General features: G+C 43.9%; 19 protein-coding genes and 2 tRNA genes. 3 read left to right on the top strand and 18 right to left on the bottom strand.

The genetic code is table 11. The annotated features are described in order from the left end of the window. Positions 1–51: 51 nt before the first annotated feature. Genes D8S85_RS16825 through D8S85_RS16805 form a run of 5 tightly spaced genes read right to left on the bottom strand, consistent with a single transcriptional unit; the run spans position 52 to position 6,117 of the window. Positions 52–3,300: a S41 family peptidase gene (locus D8S85_RS16825; RefSeq protein WP_127075408.1), complete on the bottom strand. Its 3,249-nt coding sequence runs from the start codon at positions 3,298–3,300 to the stop codon at positions 52–54. Positions 3,301–3,324: 24 nt separating this feature from the next. Continuing rightward, on the bottom strand, positions 3,325–3,657 hold the full coding sequence (locus tag D8S85_RS16820; protein WP_106481466.1) for a hypothetical protein: 333 nt from the start codon (positions 3,655–3,657) through the stop codon (positions 3,325–3,327). A 13-nt stretch (positions 3,658–3,670) separates the two neighbouring features. Further along, positions 3,671–4,588 carry a DUF4296 domain-containing protein gene (locus D8S85_RS16815; protein ID WP_106481465.1) on the bottom strand — a complete coding sequence of 306 codons (918 nt, stop codon included), beginning with the start codon at positions 4,586–4,588 and terminating at the stop codon, positions 3,671–3,673. Between the two features lie 27 nt (positions 4,589–4,615). Next, positions 4,616–5,380 carry an ABC transporter ATP-binding protein gene (locus D8S85_RS16810; RefSeq protein WP_106481464.1) on the bottom strand — a complete coding sequence of 255 codons (765 nt, stop codon included), beginning with the start codon at positions 5,378–5,380 and terminating at the stop codon, positions 4,616–4,618. Beyond that, positions 5,380–6,117 carry an MlaE family ABC transporter permease gene (locus tag D8S85_RS16805; protein ID WP_106481463.1) on the bottom strand — a complete coding sequence of 246 codons (738 nt, stop codon included), beginning with the start codon at positions 6,115–6,117 and terminating at the stop codon, positions 5,380–5,382. Before D8S85_RS16805 ends, D8S85_RS16810 begins: the two co-directional genes overlap by 1 nt. A 138-nt stretch (positions 6,118–6,255) precedes the next feature. Here D8S85_RS16805 and D8S85_RS16800 point away from each other — a divergent pair, with 138 nt between their 5' ends. Then, positions 6,256–7,332: a mannose-1-phosphate guanylyltransferase gene (locus D8S85_RS16800; RefSeq protein WP_106481462.1), complete on the top strand. Its 1,077-nt coding sequence runs from the start codon at positions 6,256–6,258 to the stop codon at positions 7,330–7,332. A 16-nt stretch (positions 7,333–7,348) separates the two neighbouring features. Here the strand turns inward: D8S85_RS16800 and D8S85_RS16795 are convergent, their stop codons facing one another. The 10 genes from D8S85_RS16795 to D8S85_RS16750 all read right to left on the bottom strand — a co-directional run bounded on the left by D8S85_RS16795 (position 7,349) and on the right by D8S85_RS16750 (position 18,452). Beyond that, positions 7,349–8,599 carry a hemolysin family protein gene (locus D8S85_RS16795; RefSeq protein WP_106481461.1) on the bottom strand — a complete coding sequence of 417 codons (1,251 nt, stop codon included), beginning with the start codon at positions 8,597–8,599 and terminating at the stop codon, positions 7,349–7,351. After that, on the bottom strand, positions 8,600–9,172 hold the full coding sequence (gene lptC / locus D8S85_RS16790; protein WP_106481460.1) for an LPS export ABC transporter periplasmic protein LptC: 573 nt from the start codon (positions 9,170–9,172) through the stop codon (positions 8,600–8,602). A gap of 4 nt (positions 9,173–9,176) precedes the next feature. Then, positions 9,177–10,496, bottom strand: a complete 1,320-nt coding sequence (locus tag D8S85_RS16785; RefSeq protein ID WP_228423250.1) for a tetratricopeptide repeat protein — start codon at positions 10,494–10,496, stop codon at positions 9,177–9,179. Positions 10,497–10,617: 121 nt separating this feature from the next. Then, complete coding sequence (locus tag D8S85_RS16780) at positions 10,618–11,355, bottom strand: type III pantothenate kinase (RefSeq protein ID WP_127075406.1); 738 nt, start codon at positions 11,353–11,355, stop codon at positions 10,618–10,620. Between the two features lie 3 nt (positions 11,356–11,358). Next, entirely contained in the window at positions 11,359–14,664 is a 3,306-nt protein-coding gene (mfd, locus tag D8S85_RS16775) for a transcription-repair coupling factor (protein ID WP_106481457.1), read from the bottom strand. A gap of 70 nt (positions 14,665–14,734) precedes the next feature. Then, positions 14,735–15,784: a tRNA preQ1(34) S-adenosylmethionine ribosyltransferase-isomerase QueA gene (gene queA / locus D8S85_RS16770; RefSeq protein ID WP_106481456.1), complete on the bottom strand. Its 1,050-nt coding sequence runs from the start codon at positions 15,782–15,784 to the stop codon at positions 14,735–14,737. A gap of 38 nt (positions 15,785–15,822) precedes the next feature. After that, a complete protein-coding gene (gene truB / locus D8S85_RS16765) occupies positions 15,823–16,539 on the bottom strand; it encodes a tRNA pseudouridine(55) synthase TruB (RefSeq protein WP_127075404.1) in 717 nt (238 codons plus the stop codon). After that, the gene (locus tag D8S85_RS16760) at positions 16,539–17,327 is read right to left on the bottom strand and encodes an undecaprenyl-diphosphate phosphatase (protein ID WP_106481454.1); all 789 of its coding nucleotides are present in this window, start codon (positions 17,325–17,327) and stop codon (positions 16,539–16,541) included. Before D8S85_RS16760 ends, truB begins: the two co-directional genes overlap by 1 nt. A gap of 68 nt (positions 17,328–17,395) precedes the next feature. Beyond that, the gene (locus D8S85_RS16755) at positions 17,396–17,659 is read right to left on the bottom strand and encodes a DUF3098 domain-containing protein (protein ID WP_027200463.1); all 264 of its coding nucleotides are present in this window, start codon (positions 17,657–17,659) and stop codon (positions 17,396–17,398) included. Positions 17,660–17,669: 10 nt separating this feature from the next. Beyond that, the gene (locus D8S85_RS16750; RefSeq protein ID WP_240648714.1) at positions 17,670–18,452 is read right to left on the bottom strand and encodes a cell division protein FtsX; all 783 of its coding nucleotides are present in this window, start codon (positions 18,450–18,452) and stop codon (positions 17,670–17,672) included. Between the two features lie 373 nt (positions 18,453–18,825). Here D8S85_RS16750 and D8S85_RS16745 point away from each other — a divergent pair. Together D8S85_RS16745 and D8S85_RS16740 are read left to right on the top strand one after the other, a co-directional pair. Continuing rightward, positions 18,826–18,901: transfer RNA gene (locus D8S85_RS16745), tRNA-Gly, on the top strand. Between the two features lie 4 nt (positions 18,902–18,905). Beyond that, positions 18,906–18,990 (top strand) — tRNA-Leu (locus D8S85_RS16740). Positions 18,991–19,060: 70 nt separating this feature from the next. Here the strand turns inward: D8S85_RS16740 and D8S85_RS16735 are convergent. The 3 genes from D8S85_RS16735 to D8S85_RS16725 form a co-directional block, all read right to left on the bottom strand. After that, positions 19,061–19,588 (bottom strand): GNAT family N-acetyltransferase, encoded by a 528-nt coding sequence (locus D8S85_RS16735; protein WP_106481453.1) that lies wholly within the window; start codon positions 19,586–19,588, stop codon positions 19,061–19,063. 342 nt (positions 19,589–19,930) lie between these two features. After that, entirely contained in the window at positions 19,931–20,635 is a 705-nt protein-coding gene (locus D8S85_RS16730; RefSeq protein WP_106481452.1) for a LytR/AlgR family response regulator transcription factor, read from the bottom strand. Beyond that, the gene (locus D8S85_RS16725) at positions 20,632–21,678 is read right to left on the bottom strand and encodes a sensor histidine kinase (protein ID WP_106481451.1); all 1,047 of its coding nucleotides are present in this window, start codon (positions 21,676–21,678) and stop codon (positions 20,632–20,634) included. Before D8S85_RS16725 ends, D8S85_RS16730 begins: the two co-directional genes overlap by 4 nt. Positions 21,679–21,680: the final 2 nt, after the last annotated feature.

Raw genomic sequence — 21,680 nt, 5'->3', positions numbered from 1 at the left:
GTAAGGGGGAGTTGGAGGGGTAGTTAATGCGGGATCACCTCTCCCCGCTTTCTATTTTTTTGAATCAATTTCTTTCAACAACTCCTTCACGGCTGTTTCCAACTGCTCGTCCTCTCCCTTGATAATCTTTTCCGGAGAGTTGGCAATCTTCACATCCGGTTCCAGTTGTTTGTTCTCCAGATAGCTACCATCCGGCAAACGATAACCGACGATCGGGATACCGAAATATAACGTCGGATCCTGTAAGGTCTCCCACGACACGCTCGTCATGGTTCCCGGCACGGGCATTCCGACTACCTTACCGATTCCTTGATGTTGGTAAACCCAAGGCGTACCGTGGGCATTCGAGTAGTTTGCCTCACAAGTTAGCATGATCGAAGGTTTATTCCACCTACGGCTTGGCATATCGCAAGCCTCCCGACCCCGAACGACTTGAGTGAAATATTTCTTACCACTGAACAGGATCTCAATATCCTCGTGCAAACGGCCACCACCATTGAAACGAGTGTCAATAACAATTCCTTCCCGATCATTATATTTACCCAGGATATCAGCATACACGGAACGGAAACTCGGATCGTCCATACTGGAAATATGCACGTAGCCCAAACGTCCTCCCGACAAGCGATCCACATCGGCAGCCCTTTGTTTCACCCACCGCCGGTAAAGCAACCCGCTCATCGCACCCTTTGAAATCGGTTCGATCACCTCATCCCAACGTTCCTTGGTGGATGGATCATAAATAGAGAACAAAACTCGTTTACCGGACTTGCCTCGCAGCAGGGGATAGTAATCCTCCCCGGCTTTCACCGTCTGACCGTCAATTTTCTCGATTATCATTCCGGCTTTCAATTTCGACCGGACATTATCAAAAGGTCCTTTTTCCAACACCTCATCAACCAGCAACCCATCCTTGGAATAGTTCACGTTCAACAGTACTCCCAGTTCGGCAGTCGCCTCACCTCTTGCCCGGGAGCGATAACCGGACCCGGTATGTGACACGTTCAACTCTCCCAGCAATTCGCTCAACAATTCGGAGAAATCATAGTTATTATTGATATAAGGTAAAAACTTCTCGTATGCCTTGGTCATTTTTGCCCAATCCACCCCGTGCATGTTCTTCTCGTAGAAACGTTTGGCTTCTTGACGACGCACCCTGTCAAACATATACGCCCGCTCGGCAGCCTGATCCAGTTCCATTTCAGCAGTATACGTGATCGGAGTTCTTCTCTCCGAACCCAGACTGATCTTTTGCATGGAACGGCCTCCCAACAGGAACAAATCTTTCCCATCTTTATCCATCTCCAAGGATGCCCAGCCACTGTTCAATTTATGCATCACCTTGGTACTCCGTGAACGCAGATCGCTCACCCACAAATCCAGGCCTCCCTCGAAAGATGCCATGTAATAAAGTTTGTCTCCACTCTTACTTAATATCGCATCACCCAATTGTGAAGAGTTCGGTGTTAACCGCATCACCCGATCCTCGATACCTTGCAGTTCAACCTCGATGTTCTTGTTCTTCACGGCGGGTTTCGCCTCGCCTTTTTTATCTTTCTGATCCTCTTTCTGTTCTTTGTTTTTCAAAGAGGCTATACGTTTCTCCTCCTCTTTCAATAACTCGTAATCTTCCTTATTCAACCGGAATTTATCGTAAGCATCTTGATTCATGAACACGATCATCACGTCCTGCAAAGAACCCCACGATGCATGGTTACGCATCCCGTAACGTTCACTGGAAAACAAGATTGCATTTCCATCCAGCACCCACCGGGGATTGCTATCAAAATACCCGCTATTAGTCAAATTTATCACTTCTCCCTTTCCATCGGCACTCACGATGGCAATATCGCTATACGGGTCGTGACGATTCCCGATAATCTCCATCGCAAACCACTTGCCGTCGGGCGACCACGTGTACGTGAAACCGTCACCCGTCCGATATTGATATTTATCGTCTGCCACTTGCCGTACTTTCTTTGTTTTCAAATCAACGACCATCAATTTCGTACGGTCCTCGATAAAGGCCAATTCTTTGCCATCCGGGGAGAATTGCGGGGCGAACCGCTCTTTGGTTGAAGACGGCAGAACGGCCTCCTCTTCGATCAAAGTTGCACTCGGGAAATTCACCTCTTCCTCGCGGGCGATCTTTGCCGTGTAGATATTCCAATTCCCTCCCCGTTCGCTGGCGTAAGCGATCGTCCGGTTATCAGGAGCAAAGCTTAACCACTTCTCGCCTTCCGGGGTCGCGGTAATTTGTTTGGTCGTCGTGTAATCGGTGGAAGTCACGAACACATTTCCCCGAATAATCATGGCAACCTGTTTCCCATCCGAAGAAACAGTCGCGCTAGTTGCCCCGGAAGTAAAACGCAACGAAGCAATATTATCTTTCGCGTTGTCACCAATAATATCCACTTTCACTTTCTTGGGAGTTCCCTGTACGTCCTTCACGTATATTTCACCGTCATAACCAAAACACAAACGCCCGTTACCCGCAATACTCAAGAAACGCACCGGGTGAGTCTTGAAAGAGGTTTCCGCCTTCACGGCAGAAGGATCGGCCACGGGAAACGAGTACACGTTAAACGAACCTTCCCGCTCACTCAGGAAATATACCCTTTGTTCGTCCGGAGACAACACGGGCGAGCGATCTTCCCCTGCCCGATCAATCAAACGGGTATGTTTCCCGCTTTTCATATCATAATGATAAATATCACGCGTGATCGACGAGGTATGATGTTTCCGCCATTCATTCTCCCCACCTTTTTTATCTTGGTACAAGAATGCATCGCCGGATTTAAAGAAACAAATCTCTTCTGCCGGAGTTGCCAATATCTGCCGGGGACGTCCACCATTCACCGAAATGGCATACAATTCGGTCATAGAGCCTGCCGGAAATAAAGCACTCTGCGCGGGATCACTCATTTGTGCTCCATAAACAATTTCCTTGCCATCCGGGGTAAACGTGTAAGGTATCTCCCTGGCAGAATTCGTTGTCACTTGTCGGGCATCACCTCCCCGAGACGACATCACGAAAATATCGAAATTACCATTCCGATCACTCGTGAAGGCAATCTGTTTCCCATCCTGAGACCACACGGGATACGATTCGTACGCCGGATGTGTGGTCAATTGGCGAGCCTCGCCACCTTCCGTGGAAACGACATAAATATCTCCCTTATAACTAAATGCGATTTGCTTTCCATCGGGTGAAATCTTCGGATAACGCATCCAAAGCGGTCCCGCCTGAACGAAAAAAGCAACCAGTAAAAAAATAACAGTCAATACGATTTTATTCATTTTTCATTTATTTTGGTATTTAACTTAGCGCAAGTGTATGATCCGGGATTCCGGAGTCCAGATGAAATGGGAAAAATCAGCCCCTTGAATAAGGGCAAGACCATTCCCGCATGCCTTATTTTCCCTATATAATTGAAGAATTTTTTCACGAATCGGATCACCGGGAGACCACACGATATGCTGTCGTACACGATCGTCAACAAGCATCCCCCCATAGAATTCGAGACAAGGAATTTCCCGGATCTCTCCCCCGGTATTCACCACGTCCACCACCATCCCGTCTTTCAAAACAACATATCCATTCTTCACAAATTCAAATCCGGGTAACAAAATATAATTAGCCGCAATCTTTCTCATTCAGAATATCACCTTATTTCTTTTTTGCAGATTTCCTTTCAAGTTCTATCTGTCTCCTCTGCTCGTATTCTTTTTTCAATCGTTCCTCCCTATTCGGTGCCACGTATGTTTTAAAAATCTGGGTTTTGTACACGTAGCCTTCACGGTCGTTCAACTTCTTTACTTTTACCCGCGAATCCCAGTCACTTTTAGGAATCTTTATAAACAACTTCGTATAGCTAGAATCCGCCACGTAGAACTCCCAGTCTTTTTTGTAGGGTCGTAGCGTGTCAACCCCCACGTACTGGTCCGGAACCTTCAGCGTATCATTATCGGCAGACAGAAAATAAGTCTGTATAAAATTCCGTTTTCCCCGATCGGATTTCTCCAATTTTATCGTCGAGGTAAACTTGTACATACCGGGAACGATGCTATCCAATTCCACCAGCACGAATTGATTTCGCTTGTCAAAATAAACGGTATCGGCTTTCACCACACGCGTTTCGTAGACGATGGAATCTTTCTTCCGGACTTTAACCTGTGTAGAATCCGGACGTATCGTATCTGCCACGATCATCGTATACCCGGGAAACAAGTCGACCGTATCCTTCATCGTCAACTCTTTCCACTCCCGCATGACTTTCGTCTGGCGACGGCTCAAGGTATCAATCACAACGTCATAGATTTTATTGAACAACGCTGATTGTAGAGAATAATAAGTCACGCAAGAATCAAAATCCTCCCGTGTAATCCCGTATTTTTTAAACAGATCGTTATAATATAAATAATTGTCCTTTTCGGTTCGTATATCACCCTGCGCAACCGACAACATTCCATCCGTCGTATGCATATCAATCAACAAAGATGTGAATTGATCCTTGTTCAACGGGACCTTCTTCGAACAAGCCGTTATCGCCGCAATAATCAATATCACCCATAAAATACGTTTCATATCGCTAAAACTTTTAGTATTTATTCCTCACCCTTTTTTCCCTAATTTCTCCCGTACCATTCTGTTCAACTTCGACGAGAACAGGAATTCGTTCAATGCCTTGTTGTTCGTGTACATGATCTCTTCGTTACTGCCTTCCCATTCTTTGTGGCCTTCATGGATAAACAACACCTTTTCCCCGATCTCGAAAACCGAGTTCATATCGTGCGTGTTTATAACCGTGGTCATATCATATTCATGTGTCAACTCATGCAACAGATTATCGATCACGATCGAGGTCAAAGGATCCAGACCGGAATTCGGCTCGTCACAAAACAAGTATTTAGGCTGTAAAACGATCGCCCGGGCAATGGCCACGCGTTTCTTCATACCCCCACTGATCTCCGCGGGATAAAGATTCTCCACGTTATTCAAGTTCACCCGGTTAAGGCAGAAAATAGCCCGCTCCGTTTTCTCCTTTTCCGTCATCGAGGAGAATAGATTTAACGGGAACTTCACATTCTCCAGTACAGAAAGCGAATCAAACAATGCCCCGCCTTGAAAAACCACCCCCAGTTCTTTCCGAACCTCCTTTAACTGTTTGTTATTCATTGCGGTAATATCCCGGTCATTGTAGAATATCTTTCCCTTATCAATAGCATGTAAACCAATCAATGATTTCAATAGCACGGTCTTCCCGGAACCACTCTTTCCGATAATCAAATTTACCTTTCCCGGTTCGAAGACGGCATCGATATCCGTCAACACTTCCTTTTTATCAAATGACTTACATACCCCTTCTGCCCGTATCATTACAACAATATTTTGGTTAATATCAAGTTCATCAGCAGGATGGCAATACTGCTATCCACCACGGCTTTCGTACTCGCCTTCCCGACTTCCAGCGCTCCTCCCTGTACGTTATACCCGTAAAAAGCAGGAATAGAAGTAAATATCACGGCAAAAAACAATGTTTTGACAATAGAATAGGTCACGTAGTAAGGATTGAAAGCAAAATGCAACCCGTGTATATAATCGTCATAATTCACCACGCCGGATGCCAATCCCGAAAGGATTCCCCCGATAATACCGATAAACACGCTGAATATATAAAGCACCGGATTCACTACCAAAGCGGCCGCAATCTTCGGCCCCACTAAATAAGAAACAGAATTCACACCCATCACCTCCAGTGCCTCAATCTGTTCCGTGATTTTCATACTACCGATTTCAGAAGCGATGTTACTCCCAATCTTTCCGGCCAGAATCAAGCTCACGATTGTCGACGAGAATTCCAACAATAACGTTTCTCGGGTCAAATACCCGATCAAATAGCGAGGCAGCAAAGGACTCGACATATTGTAAGCCGTTTGCAGCGTCAATACCGCCCCGATAAAAAAAGAAATAATCATCACCAACATCACGGAATTCAACCCCAACTTCTCCAACTCGTTAGTCAATTCTTTTAAATAAACCTTCTTTTTCTCAGGTTTCGTGAAGATACGCCTCATGAATAATATGTAAGCTCCTATCTTATCTAATACTTTCATCTATACTAACTCCTTAAATAATACCCTCCTGTAAACCCTATCTCAAATTTTATCGTAAAAATAGAAATTATTCACGGATTTATTACTAATTTCGACAACAATAAGATGAATTTAATTTTAAATGTACAACTAAATAAGATGAATAAGAACTCATATTGCGTTATAATGGCCGGTGGTCTCGGAAAACGTTTTTGGCCCGTGAGTACGAAAGCCTGTCCGAAACAATTTTGTGATATCTTAAATGTTGGAAAAAGTTTCCTCCGTCAAACCTTTGAGAGAGCAAATCAAATCTTTGATACCCGAAATATATTTATTGTTACAGGTTCCGCCTATGAAGAACTGACCAAACAGCAGATCCCGGAAATCCCTTCCGAGAATATTCTGAAAGAACCTTTCGGCAAGAACACCGCCCCATGCGTGGCTTACGCGGCCTACCGGATTGCCCGGATCAACCCGCACGCAAGTATGGTGGTTGTCCCTTCCGACCATTTTATCACCAATGACGTGGTCTATCTGGACAACATACAGAAAGGGATTTCTTTCGTTGAACAATCTGGCGGGCTACTCACCATCGGAATCAAACCGACTCGCCCGGAAACCGGATATGGATATATCCAAATCAAGAAAAACAAGTTCTCCGAATTCATATCCAAGGTTAAAACCTTTACCGAAAAACCGAACAAAGAGCTGGCAAAAGTCTTTTTGGAATCGGGCGATTTCCTTTGGAACGCAGGGATATTTATCTGGAATGTCGATGATATTATTGAAGAGTTCAAAACATACCTCGAAGACATATATTTATTATTCGAGCAGGAATATAAAAACGTTGAGAACCCGGATTCCCCCGAAAACATCGCCCACATCTACGGACAATGTCGTAACATTTCCATAGACTACGGTATCATGGAAAAATCGGCAAAAGTCTATGTCATGAAAGGAGAATTCGGTTGGTCTGATGTCGGCACTTGGCACTCATTCCATGAAATCAGTCCGAAAGACGAAAATAACAACGTCTCCAACAGCGAACAAGTCCGTTTAATCGAAACGAAAGAATGTATCATTAACGTACCCAAAGACAAGAAAGTTATCATTGAAGGGATTGAGAATTGCATCATCGCGGAAAACAATGATATTCTAATGATCTGCCACCGGGATCACGAAGACAACATACGACATTTCGATGATATACTAAAACATACGACAAAGGAGCTTTAGTCAAGCTCCTTTCTTTTTATATCTTTACCCGGACCTCCTCAATCCGGGCACTCTTGACTCTTACGATCTCAAAAGATATATCCCCTATTAAGATTCGTTCGCCCTCTTCCGGAATATCCTCATTGTAATAAAGAATCAATCCGGCCAATGTCTCGTACTCCTCGTTTTCCGGAAGATTCAAATCATATTTTTCATTCAGATAATCCACTTCAAGACGACCGGAGAAAATGTATTCATCGGGAGCGACCTGTTCTTCTTTCAAGTTCAAACGATCATGCTCATCCTCGATCTCTCCGAATATCTCCTCCATAATATCTTCAATCGTAACCATTCCGGCCGTTACTCCAAACTCATCAACCACGACCGCCACGCTTTTCTGTTTCTTCGTGAAAAGATTCAACAACCTCAAAGCCGACATGGTTTCGGGAACAATCAATATCTTGCTTACAGCCTTCTTCACCGTTTCGGGGTGATGAAACAAAGCGGAAGAATGTACATAACCAATCACATTATCAATCGAATCGCGGTAAATCAATATCCGGGACAAACCTGTTTTCACGAAAAGCTCCCTCAACTCATCCAAACTGCTATCAATAGACAAAGCCACAATATCCGGACGAGGAACGATACATTCTCTCAATTTCACTTCCGAAAAATCCAACGCATTCCGGAACAATTTAATATCGTGTTCATCCTCATTTTCTTCTCCCCCGGCCTCCCCTTCTTCGATCAAATTATTCAAATCTATCTTACCAAAAGCCCGGTTTTCCTCTTTATGTGTTAATTTGCGTCCGGTAAATATTCTCAGCAACAATCCCCCAAACCAAACAGAGAAATATGAGATCGGGAAGAATAGAATGTAAAATAAAAATACCGGAATAGCGAATACCCGCAAAAATGCATTCGGTCTCAAACGGAACACCGCTTTCGGGAAAAACTCTCCCGTCACCAGCATGACCAACGTCGAAATAAACGTCACGAGAATCATGCGTAATCCCAGTGAAATCCCAATCCCCTCCAACCTCGGATCGAGATAATCGGACATAAAAATACCATAAATAACCATCACCACGTTATTTCCTACTAGAATCGTGGTGATATACATTCCCGAATTGGATACAAAAAGATCTATCAATTTCTGCGTGATACCCTTGTTCGACTTATCAATCTCAATCCGGAGTTTATTGGAGGCCATAAAGGCAATTTCCATTCCCGAAAAGAATGCAGACAAGACCAGACAGATCAATATGGCAACAAATCCTGACATTTAAGGTCTATTTTCAATTTCTACCACTCCCGTAATCTTATTAAAGACCGGATTTTTCAAGGACTGATCCGACTTGAAACCTTTATTCCCCTCTATAATCTGGTCCCCGGAAGAGAGTCGGGAATAGCGATCGGAATAGACAATCTCTTTTTTCATGTCCCAGTACATCAAATCGGTTTCCAATTTCTTCCCTTCGGCATTGATCACGACCACTTCGTTACGCAACTCCCACAACATCTCCTCTTCCAACTTCTTCGCGTATTTTGATGTAATTGAACCGACCATACTGCCATCCTTCTCGTACAACTCCGCATGTATTCCTTTCGGGAACTCATCATACTTCTTGTCGTCTTGATTATATTTATTATAAAGGGGGGTTATTACTTTATATTTCAACAATGCAGAATCGGAATAAAATAACTCCATGTTCTCCCCGGACATTTCAGGCATATCGTTTCGATTACCGATCGCATCCACATCCTTCATATTTGTTTTACACGAAAAGAGCATTACCGTCCCTAAAGCGAGGACGGTAATGCTCTTAATTTTTAATGCACGATATAGAAAGGTCATGTATCTAATCTCTAAATCTCGCAATCGTTGTCTCGTTAATCCATCCACCGACTTTCACGCTTTTTCCTGCCGTAATATCACGGAAGAAAGCCTCGTCTTTCGTCGGGAAGTGAGGAGAATACCGTTCAATATATTCGTTAACCTTTGCCGTTAGTGACGGGTCAACTTGTTTAGCTTTCACAAATTTATCCACGGCAGCCCAAAATACGGTTCGTTTGTCAAACTCGTCTCCTTCATAATCATTACTACTTACCGCATAAGCCAAGCCTATCGTGATGTAAGCATCTCCCAGGTTCGGGTTTGTCTTCAAAGCATCCAAAGCATATTTTTTTGCTAACGGATAATTTTTCCTTGACAAATACACCTGTGCCAACTTGTAATTATAATCTGCTTTGGCTTTCGGATCATCCGATTTATTAATAGCTTCCTTCAAATATTGCTCGAATTTCGCGATATCTTGTTTAGAAAAGAACATCATGGCCAAGCTATAAGCAGCATCAGCGTTTGGCTCCTGATGATAAATTTTCTCGGCAACCATAGCATACAATGGCAAATCCGTGCATTCACGTCTTCTCAAGATAGACGAAATCTCTTTCAAAACAGGCAGGCTATCTCTATTTGCCTCGTATTTTTGAGTTAACAAATCAGCCAACGTATTGCAGTCTGCATATCCGGATTCGAAGAAAATAGCATCTAATGCAGCTTTACATACACCAAAATTTTCACATCCTTTTTCACCTGATGCCAAACGCTTGTCTGCGAAATCCGAGAAATTCATATACAAATTAATGAATTCCTCCTGAGACAATTGATTTTGTTGTACCAATCCACAAGCCACGTCAAAAGTGGCATGAATCAATTGGGGAGGAGTATTCTCCTTCTCCAATTCATACGCTCTCATCAAGTTATCAAATCCGGCTTTCAACATATTAATATCCCCATTGGAATACTTTACTTGAGCCATACCTTTCTTTCCAAGAACATATCCTTCACGGCTCTTTTTTGCCATGTATTGAAGACGACGGTCAAAAAGCATCATTAACGTATCCACGTACTCTTTCTTCTTTGTTTTTTTGATCATGTACTCAATAATATCTTCCCCACGGATATAGGTATTTAATTGAAATGCAGGTGCGTTTAAGAAAACGTATCTCCAAGAGGGCAACGCTTCTTCATAATTTTTCTGTTTCCAGTATTCCGTGTACAGAGAAGCATTCAGAATGGTATTTGCACTATCCAATCCGTACTGAGACTCTAACGTTTGCGCTTTCGTCGGCAGAATGAATAGAAGCATTCCAAATGCTATAACAGCAATTTTTTTCATGGTCATCCCTTTTATTTAAGTTAGTTTGAATAAGTTTTTTCATCATAGCCAGTCCCACCCACATGAGGACTATTGCAAAATTACCACTATTTCTTTAAAACGGAAATGTTTCACATATTTTTCATGTATAATTAACCGTTTTTTGATATTCTAAAATTCTATTTAAACCCGTGATCACCAACTTATCTTCAAAACAAACGGTGCGTTTCAACGTTTTCTTCAAATATTCACTTCCTCCACCCGTTATAATTACCACAGCATGAGGATTATTTCGAAGCAACTCATCTATATACCCTCTTACCTCAAAAAGTATACCATTCATCACCCCGTTCAAAATCGCATCATGCGTGTTCTTTCCGATATAGCCGTGTTCCATGGAACATTTCACCAATGGAAGACTTGCAGTGAACTCGTTGAGCGCCCGGAAACGAATACCCAGACCCGGAGAAATATTTCCTCCCCGAAACTCTCCGTCAGCACTGACAAAATCATACGTAATCGCCGTTCCTGAATCAATCACCAGCAATTCCCTACCCGGGAAAAGGAATGCCCCTCCCACGCAACCGGCAATCCTGTCAACGCCCAATGTCTTCGGGGTATCATATCCCAAGCGTATAGGCAAGGGGATTTCCGATGACACTTCACAAAAGAAAGTAGAAACTTCCCGCAATCTTTCCCGCACTTCTGCCGAGATGGCACCCGTGCTTGACAAAATTAAGTCTACCTCCTTCCCGTTTTCTCGATACGTCTTTGCCAGATCATACACTTCCGGTAATCCCAATCCACACTCCACCCACGCTCCGTCATCAAAAACAGCGTACTTAGTTCGTGTATTTCCAATATCAACAATTAAATTCATAGCCTAATTATTACCATAAGCAAAGTCGCGCATCTCTCGTATAATCTCCGATACCCGATTAATATCGGCAATGTTCGTGAAAACCAGACTCAACTTATCATTCTTTTCGCTGATCTTGCAAGGGATCACCTGTTTCTGTATAAATTTCAATAGCTCACTAAACACGGGTGAGGCATAAAATGACGAATTCTGATCACTGATAAAGTAAACAATCATCTTATTATTCTTCACCATCAACCGTTCAATTCCCAAATCTATACACTTTTGACGAATCCGAACCACTTCCATCAACCCGACAACCGGCGTCGGAATCTCGCCAAAGCGGTCCTTCATTTCTATTTCAAAACGCTGTAAAGCCTCCTCATTCGTGATGTTATCCAACTCCCGGTACAACCGGATTCGTTCACTCACATTCTCCACGTAAGTATCGGGAATCAATAAAGCAAAATCCGTATCAATCACACAATCCGTGGCAAACACCGTCGGCTCATCCGGATGCTCTTTCTGCAATTCAGGAAACTCCTCGTCCCTCAATTCCACTAACGCCTCGTTCAGAATTCTTTGATACGTCTCGTACCCCACTTCCGCGATGAAACCGGATTGTTCTCCTCCCAAAATATTCCCGGCCCCGCGAATATCCAAATCCTGCATGGCAATATTGAACCCACTCCCCAAACCGCTAAAATCCTCGATCGCCTTCAAACGTCTCCGGGCATCCGCGTTCACTAATTCCAAGGGTGGGGCCAACAAATAACAAAAAGCCTTCCTGTTGGAACGTCCCACCCGGCCCCGCAACTGGTGCAGATCGCTCAGCCCGTAATTCTGGGCCTGATTAATAATAATCGTATTCGCGTTAGGAATATCCAACCCCGACTCCACAATTGTTGTGGCAATCAACACATCGTAATCTCCCCGCACGAAATCATGCATCACCGTTTCCAACTCTTCCCCACTCATCTGCCCGTGTCCCACACAACTCTTGATGCCGGGAATCAAACGATGAATCATATATTGAATATCCCGGATATTATCCACCCGGTTATGAATAAAAAACACCTGTCCCCCGCGGCTCACCTCGTAAGAAATTGCCTCCTTAATTACTTTTTCATCAAACCGATGCAATTCCGTCACGATCGGGTAACGATTGGGCGGGGCTGTACGGATTATTGACATATCCCTCGCCCCCATCAGTGAGAATTGCAACGTTCGCGGGATCGGCGTGGCCGTCATGGTAATGGTATCCACGTTCAATTTCAACCGTTTCAACTTCTCCTTCACCGCTACCCCGAACTTCTGCTCTTCATCAATCACCAGTAAACCGAGGTCCTTAAATTTTACATCATTGCTTGTCAAACGATGCGTCCCGATGATAATATCCACCTTCCCCACTTCCAGATCTTTCAAAATTCGCTTAATATCAGCACTCTTTTTCATTCGGCTGATATACTCGATCCGGCAAGGCATCCCCTCCAGGCGCTTCTTGAAAGTATTATAATGTTGATAAGCCAAAACCGTTGTCGGCACCAACACGGCCACCTGCTTGCTATCGGCCACCGCCTTAAATGCCGCCCGGATAGCGACTTCCGTTTTCCCGAATCCCACGTCCCCACAAATCAAACGGTCCATCACGTGAGGACTCTCCATGTCCGCTTTCACCGCTTCAATCGCTTTCATCTGATCCGGCGTTTCCTCGTACATGAAGGAAGCCTCCATCTCATCCTGCAAAAAACTATCTTTCGAGAAAGCATAAGCTTCCTCCCGCCTGCGCTTGGCATACAAGGCTATTAACTCTCGGGCAATATCCTTTACCCTCGACTTCGTCCGCTGCTTTAATTTATTCCAAGCCTCCCCACCTAACTTACTCACGGTTGGCGGTTCTCCATCCTTTCCCTTGTACTTGGAAATTTTATGCAATGAATGGAGACTCACGTACAATTCAGAATTGTTCTTATACACCAAACGTATGGCCTCCTGAATCTTTCCGTCATTATCGATCTTTGTCAACCCACCGAAACGTCCGATTCCATGATCAATATGCACCACGTAATCACCGGGATGCAAATTCTGCAAATCACTGATCGTGATGGACTCCCGACCTTTTCGTATTTGCGAAGTCTTCAAGCGGTATTTTTGGTAACGGTCAAAAATTTGATGCTCCGTGTAAATACACACCTTAATCTGGGCATCACTGAATCCCTCGTGAATCGTTCCCTCCACGGGCACAAAATTCACCTCATGCCCCTTGTCCGAGAAAATATCCCGCAATCGCTGAAGCTGCATATCGTTCGTGGAACAAAGATAAACCGTGTACCGATCCATCTGCTTGTCCAGCAAATGCTCTGCCAATAAATCAAATTGTTTATTTACGGCCGGTTGCACCTCCGCCTCCAAGCGAATCACCTCACCCCGGAAAAACAACTCCGGTCCCCACTCCACCACACTGTTCTCTTCGATTGTCCGAAACAAACTATCCGACGTAATCAAAAACTCTCCGGCATCCAACTCTTTTAATGAATTGATGCGGTCATGAATCAACAAGGAATTCTTCATCCACCAGGTAGTCTCTCTTCCAAGAAACTCCGTCAATCCAACATTATCATTCTTATCCGTTGATTCACTCAAATCAGGCACGATCACCACCTTGTCAATCAACTGCTCGGAAAGCTGTGTCTCGACATCGAAATAACGGATGCTTTCCACCTCGTCCCCGAAAAAATCTATTCGCACCGGACGCTCTTCCGCGAAAGAATAGACATCCACGATACTCCCCCGAATAGAAAACTGCCCGGGTTCATACACGAAATCACTCCGCTCGAAACCATACTCTCCCAACAACGACTCTAGGAATGTTATCGACAACTTATTCCCTTTTATCACGGGCATCGACATGTCAGCCAACATCTTCTTACTCACCACCCTCTCAGCCATCGCCTCCGTGTAAGTAACCACCATTCCCACTTCCTTGGCCGTCAAGGCATTCAACACCTCTGTCCGAACCAAGATCGAATCGTTATCTTTATCTTCAAAATTACCGGAACGCCGAAACGAAGAAGGCAGAAAACGCACTCTTTCCTCGTCATAAAAAGTCAATAAATCATTATAAAAATAAGCTGCTTCCTCCTTGTCGTTCAACACGAAAAGCTGCAACCCATTCAACTCTCGTCCCACGGCGCCCGCGATAAAAGCCACCAGCGAACCGATCCCGTTCTCCAGCTTTATCTTTGTCCCCGCCTGCTTACGCAAACGACCGGCAATTTTCTGAACAACAGGATGATCTTGAAATAAATCTAATAACTCTTTTGCTTCCAAATCTTTGTCCCTTTATCAAAAAAACGGCATACCTTTCAGCATACCGTCTTCAACCCTTAGGTTCTATATTTCAAATGATAAGCATGGCATCGCCATAGGTACCAAAACGATATTTCTCCTTAACCGCCTGATTATACGCTTCCATCACGTGTTCATACCCACCGAAAGCCGCCACCATCATCAGTAACGTCGAATAAGGCAAGTGGAAATTGGAAATGAAAGCATCCGGCACGCTGAAATCATACGGGGGGAAGATAAACTTATTCGTCCACCCTTCAAATTCCGTCAACCGCCCTTTCGTGGTCACGCAACTTTCCAATGTACGCACAACCGTCGTACCCACGGCACAAATTTTATGCTTTTCATCCTTTGCATCATTCACGATTTTCACCGTTTCCGGTGTCACGAAGATTTGTTCCGAATCCATCTTGTGCTTCGTCAAATCCTCCACGTCCACCTCCCGGAAGTTTCCCAAACCGACGTGCAGCGTGATATAAGCGAAATCAATTCCCTTGATCTCCATCCGTTTCATCAACTCGCGGCTGAAATGCATACCTGCAGTCGGGGCTGCCACCGCACCTTCATGTTTGGCAAAAATAGTCTGATAATTCTCGGCATCCTCCGGTTCCACTTTCCGGTTGATAAAACGAGGAAGCGGGGTCTCGCCCAATGCGTACAACTCCTTCTTGAACTCGTCATACTCTCCATCAAACAGAAAACGCAATGTTCTCCCGCGAGAAGTGGTATTATCAATGACCTCGGCCACCATGCTATCATCTTCTCCGAAATACAACTTGTTCCCGATACGTATTTTCCGGGCCGGATCAACCAACACGTCCCAGATACGCAATTCCGGATTCAACTCCCTCAGCAAAAACACCTCGATCTCCGCTCCGGTTTTTTCCTTGTTTCCATATAACCTCGCCGGGAACACCTTGGAATCGTTAAACACGAATACATCCTTCTCGTCAAAGTAATCAATCACATCTTTAAATATCTTGTGTTCAATCTTTCCGGTTTTCCGATCCAGAACCATTAACCGGGCCTCATCCCGGTTAGGCGTCGGATGCAACGCAATCAACTCCGGCGGCAACTTATATTTAAACTTAGATAATTTCATGTTGAATAATGTTTATGTATTAATCAAATCTTGCTAAATTACAAATTTTCCTGTAAAACTCCAATAATTTCATCCATTTTAAACCCATCTTCCACCCGAAAGTCTCCCACCCGGGTCCTTCTCAGAGCGGACAAATGCGAACCACTCCCGCAGGCTTTTCCCAGATCATGAGCCAGTGAACGAATATACGTCCCCTTGCTACACACGATCCGAAGTTCCACTACTGGCAATTCCGCTTTCAATATTTCAATCTCCCGAACCATCACCTTCCGACTCTTCATCTCGACTTCGTCCCCGCGGCGTGCTTTCTCGTACGCCCGGACCCCGTCAACACGAACAGCTGAATAAGAAGGCGGGAACTGCTCGATCTCCCCGACAAACTGCTCAATCGCCCGCTCCAAACAACTTCGATCCACGTGCTCGTACGAAAACTCCTCGTCAAAAGAAGTCTCCAAATCATAAGAAGGAGTCGTATGTCCGAAAGTAATTTCCGCCACATACTCTTTCTCCTGCCCCATATACTCCTCGATCTTTTTTGTCTCCTTCCCCACGCAAATAATTACCACCCCCGACGCCAACGGGTCCAACGTCCCCGCGTGTCCCACTTTTATCTTTCCGTATCCTTTTCGCAAACAAATACGAACTTTATTCACCACATCAAACGATGTCCAATGCAAAGGTTTATCCACCACGAACACCGCTCCGGCTCGAAAGTCCTCTCCTTCTCTAAAAAAAATATTACCCCACTTGCTCATTATCCCAAAACAATCGTCAATATACCCGCGATAGCACAATAAATGGCAAACCAAATCAATTTACCCTTTTTCACGACATCAATCATCCAGCGACAAGCAATACATCCCGAGATAAAAGCTGCAGCGAATCCCACTAGTAGAGCCCCGGTCGAAATACCGCTTGCCTCTACCGAGAAGCCTCCTTTCATCAGATCCAGTAAAGCCTCTCCCAAAATAGGAATCAACACCATCAAAAAAGAGAACTTGGCCACCGCCTCCTTCTTGTTACCCAACAATATTCCGGTAGCAATTGTCGAACCGGAACGAGACAAACCGGGCAACACGGCACACGCTTGCGCCAACCCGATCACGAAAGCATCCCGGTACGAGATTTTCTCCTTCATCCGGGGTTTTGCGTAATAAGCGAACGACAACAACACGGCCGTTACCAGCAACATACATCCCACTATCGTCAATTCCGAACCGAACAAGGCCTTCACGTAATCCTTGAAACAAAATCCCACGATAGCCACCGGTATCATGGAAAGAAATATTTTCAACACGTAGGCCATTTCATCATTATACTTGAACGCAAAAAAGCCCTTGAATAACACGGAGACTTCTTTCCACAAAATCACGATTGTACTACAAACCGTCGCTGCATGAACCGCCACGGCAAACGTTAAATTTTCCTCTCCCTCAATCCCGAAGAGAGCGCTAAAAATCTGCAAATGTCCGGAACTACTCACCGGCAAAAACTCTGTAAGCCCCTGGATGACACCAAGTACCAATGCCTCAAACCACTCCATCTATAAATTGAAAATTAGAAATTGAAAATTGAGAATGCACGTACGTCAATATTCAATTGCATTAATATTTAATTTTTCTCCTCCCCCTTCGTTTTGGGTTTCCGCATGATTCCCCAAAAAACGAAACCAAAACCAAACAACACCACAATAGGCGCTAACGTAATCCGGCGGAAACTAAAAATGTCATAGTTAAAAGTATCGGGAGAATCCGCTCCTCCCCCCATCATCAAGAGGAAGCCCACTATAACGATCCCGAAACCTATCAGGATCATCTTGTAATTATCCTTCGGTATGGGAAAACCGTCTTTCTTTTCGTTTAAAATTCTTGCCATATATTTTTATTTACACGTATAAATCATTCAAATCCCGTCGCAAATAGCGACGAACCGAGAACCAAGCCGAGAAAAATGATAACACCACCCCGGAAAAGATCACGAACCCCACCATCAACAGGATCACGTCCTGCCGCATGATATTAATCACGTTCCCCACATTTTCCTGCACGAAAAATATGGCTCCCAACAATACCAAGTTAGCAATCAACGCCCCGAAGAAACCTCTCCACATACTCCCGTACACGAAGGGCTTGCATATAAAAAACGGAGTGGCCCCCACCAACTGCATGGTCTTGATCAGCAACCGCTGTGAATAAACCGCCAGATGAATCATGTTACGAATCAACGTGAACGAAATCAATACCAGCACCGCCCCGACAATCAAAAAGATAATCGTGATCCGCCGTATATTCTCGTTAATACTTTCGATCATGGATTTCTGATAATACACCTCATGAATAATATCAAACCTTGCCAATCCTTTCTCTATCATCGCCAACGAATCACTATTCGCGTAAGCCGGATTCAGTTTGATCTCGATAGAAGGCAACAACGGGTTGGCGTCCAATATCCGTTCAAAATCCTCACCCATCTCTTTCTTGAAAGACTTCGCCGCCTGTTCTTTGGTAATATACTTGGAAGAATAAACATAAGGTTGTGTATCCAGAATCTTTTGCACCCGCTTGATCTCCACTTCATTCGTGTTATCCTTCACGATCACGGCAAAACCGATATTACGTTTCACATGATCCGAAACCACCCGGGCATTCAACAAAATAAATACAAGCATACCAACCACAATCAACACTAAAGAAATACTGATTGTGGGAACAAAATAAGCACTTTTTCCCTTTCTACTCTCTGTTCGCGACATTTTTTCTGTCTTAAAAACTTGACAAATATAATCATTCTGCACCCGAGAACAATCCATTTCCTAAAAAAAATCACAAAATCACATCTTCACCAAGCCCATTTCGACCTCCAGTTCCCCGATATCCCCCTCTTTCCTCCTTTAGTAACTACATGAAAAACAGTTTTCAAGGAACGAATTAATAAAATCCTTTGCATTTTCTTATCAAACCCTTTGTTGGAAACAAAAAAATGCTCTATATTTGCAAGTGCAAAAAAGGAAAGAGTTCCTAGACAATTTTGCAAGCAATCATGCGAAAATAGCTCAGTTGGTAGAGCATAACCTTGCCAAGGTTAGGGTCGCGGGTTCGAGTCCCGTTTTTCGCTCCAAGTTGCTCGAGTGGTGGAATCGGTAGACACGCGGGACTTAAAATCCCGTGGCCATTGCGGCTGTGCGGGTTCAAGTCCCGCCTCGAGTACACGGAATATCAAGGAGTTAGTTATCACTAACTCCTTTTATTTTCCCCCCGAAATTTTCCATCACGCTTTTCAAATATCTTTTCTCGATACCCTAAAAATGATATGCGGCATCTCAACACCTCGATAATGCTTAACAAAGGTATCAACCTCTGTCATCCCGTTCCGTCGGGCCACATTTTGGGACGCTACATTTGAATCCCGAATAATTGAATACACCTCGTCAAAATTCAGCACTTGAAATGCATACTCTTTACAAGCCATGGCAGCCTCCGTGGCAAATCCCTTATGCCAAAACTCTTTCCGGAACAAATATCCGACTTCCGGCACCCATCCCCCGTTATATTCCTGATACGTGATGCCACATTGCCCGATAAGTTCACCACTACTCTTCTCGATGACCGCCCACAGGGCAAAACCGTCATTCTCGTACCGCCAGAACATCTTGTCCAACCATGCCTGAACTTCCTGATCACTAAAAGCACCCTCGTAAGCATACATCACCACGGGGTCCTGTAACAATTTACACACCTCCTCAAAATCATCCTGCTCTAACGTTCTCAAAACCAACCGTTCCGTTTCTAATATTACTTCTCTCATTTTTCTATTTTCAAGCAAAAATACCCAAAAAAATATTTTTCTCAACAAATAAATCATACCCGATAAAGCAATCGACCATAACGACAAGATATATTACCACCCGTTAGCAAATAAAGAAAGGAGGAACACTTGAAGTAATTATCCGACAACCATAAATCAACAATCTATCAATTTCAATACAAAGACGTTCGTGAACGTCTTTGATACGTCTTTGATTCGAAAATAATACGTCTTTAATCCCTAAGAACATCGAATACGCAACAGGCAAACACCGTGTATTATCCTAAAAAAATCTACAATAAACCCGTGTCAGAATCAACAAAATAACTTTTTCTTGATCTATCAACTCCCTTTACAGTTCATTCTCTCCATAAAATCAGTGTAAAAAGCCCTACCAATCGGGATAGTAACATCTGAATTATAAAGAGTTATCCCCGTTCGCGAATAAGATTCAACACGATACAAAGGAACAACAAACGACTTATGAATACGTACAAACTCTTTAGGAAGTAATTCCAGTAAATTTTTAAGACTTATTTGCGAAAGGATCTGACGCCCGTGCAACAAATGAATACGGACGTAATTATCCATGGCCTCAATATAAATAATCTCCGCAAGCCGTATTCTTATGTTTTTATATTCGACCTTGACCGTAATCTCTTCATCCGTCAAGACGGGTTCCCTTGAAAGCTCCTGAAGAGTTTTTAATTGACGCACCTTTTCAACAGCCTGACAGAAGCGACCAAATGAAAACGGTTTGTGCAGGAAATCGACGGCATTAAGATCGAAACCATCAACAGCATATCGGGCATATGCCGTCGTAAAAACGAGGAAAGTTCCTTTCGGTATCTCTCGGGCTAATTCAATACCACGAATCTCTCCCATTTGAATATCTAGGAATAGCAGATCAGGCTTCACTCGTTCCACTGCCCGCATCCCGACAACCGGGTCCGAGTACGTTTCCAATTCCAAATCCCCGCTTCGTTGGCAATATTGACGCAGAATACTTAAAGCAATCGGTTCATCATCTATAGCTATGCATTTCATCTCAAATGAAGAATAAGTGTTACACGATAACAATCCCCCTGTTCCGTTATTTCCAATTGATACCTATCAGGATAGAGTAACTCCAGCCTCTTGCGGCAATTAGCAATACCGTAACCACTCTTCTCTTTTTCCGGTAAGCTGATAATCGAGTTTTGTGTCGAAAAACGGAAACAAGTTCCATCTATTCCAACCGTAACATATATATCAGTATCCTCATGGGAAGAAACCCCGTATTTGAACGCGTTTTCCACGAATGTAATCAGAATCATCGGGGCAATCATAAGATCGGGATTCTCGTTTCGGCTTTCAAACGAAAAATGCACCCGCGTATGCTCGTTCATACGATTTTTCTGCAATTCGATGTACTTGCGGATGTAGTCGATCTCAGCCTGCAAGGGGACTTTATCTTTTTCCGCGCTCGTATACATGTATTTCAGCATATCCATGAATTGCATAAATGCCGTTTCAGCCCGTCCAATATCAGTCAACATCAAGCCGTAAAGCGTGTTGAGAGTATTGAACAAAAAATGCGGGTTTATCTGGACTTTATAAAGAGCCAACTCGGCTTTTTTCTTTTCATGTTCAACAATTTGCCGTTCCATAACCAACCTGTACAATTCTGCCAAAACACCCACGGCAAAACTAAACGCCAAGACAACGACATACAAGAACCACACGGCTCGCTGGTGAAGGTTTATTTCCATCCGGGACTGCGATCCGGTCTCTCCATGCAAAAGATGTGGCCTCCGCGGAAGGAATTGAGGAGTCTCGAAACGGTAGCATGAAATCAGATAGGTAACCACAACCGTCATCAGCACCATAACCAATGCACCAATTAAATGGGCTCGATTTCGGAATATCCAAGGTATAGTACAATATCTATTAACAAAATAAACAACATATAACCATCCCACGAATAAAAAAACAAACGACGCATTGTTGTTCATCCACCGGTTAACAGGCAATAACCAGATCATGAAAGGAAGTAAAAGCAAGCAAAACGCCAAATCGATATACAGCAAACGCCTATTGATTTGTATCATAT

Source organism: Butyricimonas faecalis (assembly GCF_003991565.1).
Taxonomy (GTDB): Bacteria; Bacteroidota; Bacteroidia; order Bacteroidales; family Marinifilaceae; genus Butyricimonas; species Butyricimonas faecalis.
Note: the sequence above shows the minus strand (reverse complement) of the source record. Positions and strands in the feature narration are given on the sequence as shown.

Coding starts and splice junctions, on each gene's coding strand:
- D8S85_RS16785 (WP_228423250.1), bottom strand. CDS start 10,496: ATGAAAAAAATTGCTGTTATAGCATTTGGAATGCTTCTATTCATTCTG.
- D8S85_RS16760 (WP_106481454.1), bottom strand. CDS start 17,327: ATGGAGTGGTTTGAGGCATTGGTACTTGGTGTCATCCAGGGGCTTACA.
- queA (WP_106481456.1), bottom strand. CDS start 15,784: ATGAAATTATCTAAGTTTAAATATAAGTTGCCGCCGGAGTTGATTGCG.
- D8S85_RS16805 (WP_106481463.1), bottom strand. CDS start 6,117: ATGAAAGTATTAGATAAGATAGGAGCTTACATATTATTCATGAGGCGT.
- D8S85_RS16820 (WP_106481466.1), bottom strand. CDS start 3,657: ATGAGAAAGATTGCGGCTAATTATATTTTGTTACCCGGATTTGAATTT.
- D8S85_RS16800 (WP_106481462.1), top strand. CDS start 6,256: ATGAATAAGAACTCATATTGCGTTATAATGGCCGGTGGTCTCGGAAAA.
- D8S85_RS16750 (WP_240648714.1), bottom strand. CDS start 18,452: ATGCTTGTATTTATTTTGTTGAATGCCCGGGTGGTTTCGGATCATGTG.
- D8S85_RS16735 (WP_106481453.1), bottom strand. CDS start 19,588: ATGAGAGAAGTAATATTAGAAACGGAACGGTTGGTTTTGAGAACGTTA.
- truB (WP_127075404.1), bottom strand. CDS start 16,539: ATGAGCAAGTGGGGTAATATTTTTTTTAGAGAAGGAGAGGACTTTCGA.
- D8S85_RS16825 (WP_127075408.1), bottom strand. CDS start 3,300: ATGAATAAAATCGTATTGACTGTTATTTTTTTACTGGTTGCTTTTTTC.
- D8S85_RS16780 (WP_127075406.1), bottom strand. CDS start 11,355: ATGAATTTAATTGTTGATATTGGAAATACACGAACTAAGTACGCTGTT.
- D8S85_RS16730 (WP_106481452.1), bottom strand. CDS start 20,635: ATGAAATGCATAGCTATAGATGATGAACCGATTGCTTTAAGTATTCTG.
- D8S85_RS16795 (WP_106481461.1), bottom strand. CDS start 8,599: ATGTCAGGATTTGTTGCCATATTGATCTGTCTGGTCTTGTCTGCATTC.
- D8S85_RS16755 (WP_027200463.1), bottom strand. CDS start 17,659: ATGGCAAGAATTTTAAACGAAAAGAAAGACGGTTTTCCCATACCGAAG.
- lptC (WP_106481460.1), bottom strand. CDS start 9,172: ATGACCTTTCTATATCGTGCATTAAAAATTAAGAGCATTACCGTCCTC.
- D8S85_RS16815 (WP_106481465.1), bottom strand. CDS start 4,588: ATGAAACGTATTTTATGGGTGATATTGATTATTGCGGCGATAACGGCT.
- D8S85_RS16810 (WP_106481464.1), bottom strand. CDS start 5,380: ATGATACGGGCAGAAGGGGTATGTAAGTCATTTGATAAAAAGGAAGTG.
- D8S85_RS16725 (WP_106481451.1), bottom strand. CDS start 21,678: ATGATACAAATCAATAGGCGTTTGCTGTATATCGATTTGGCGTTTTGC.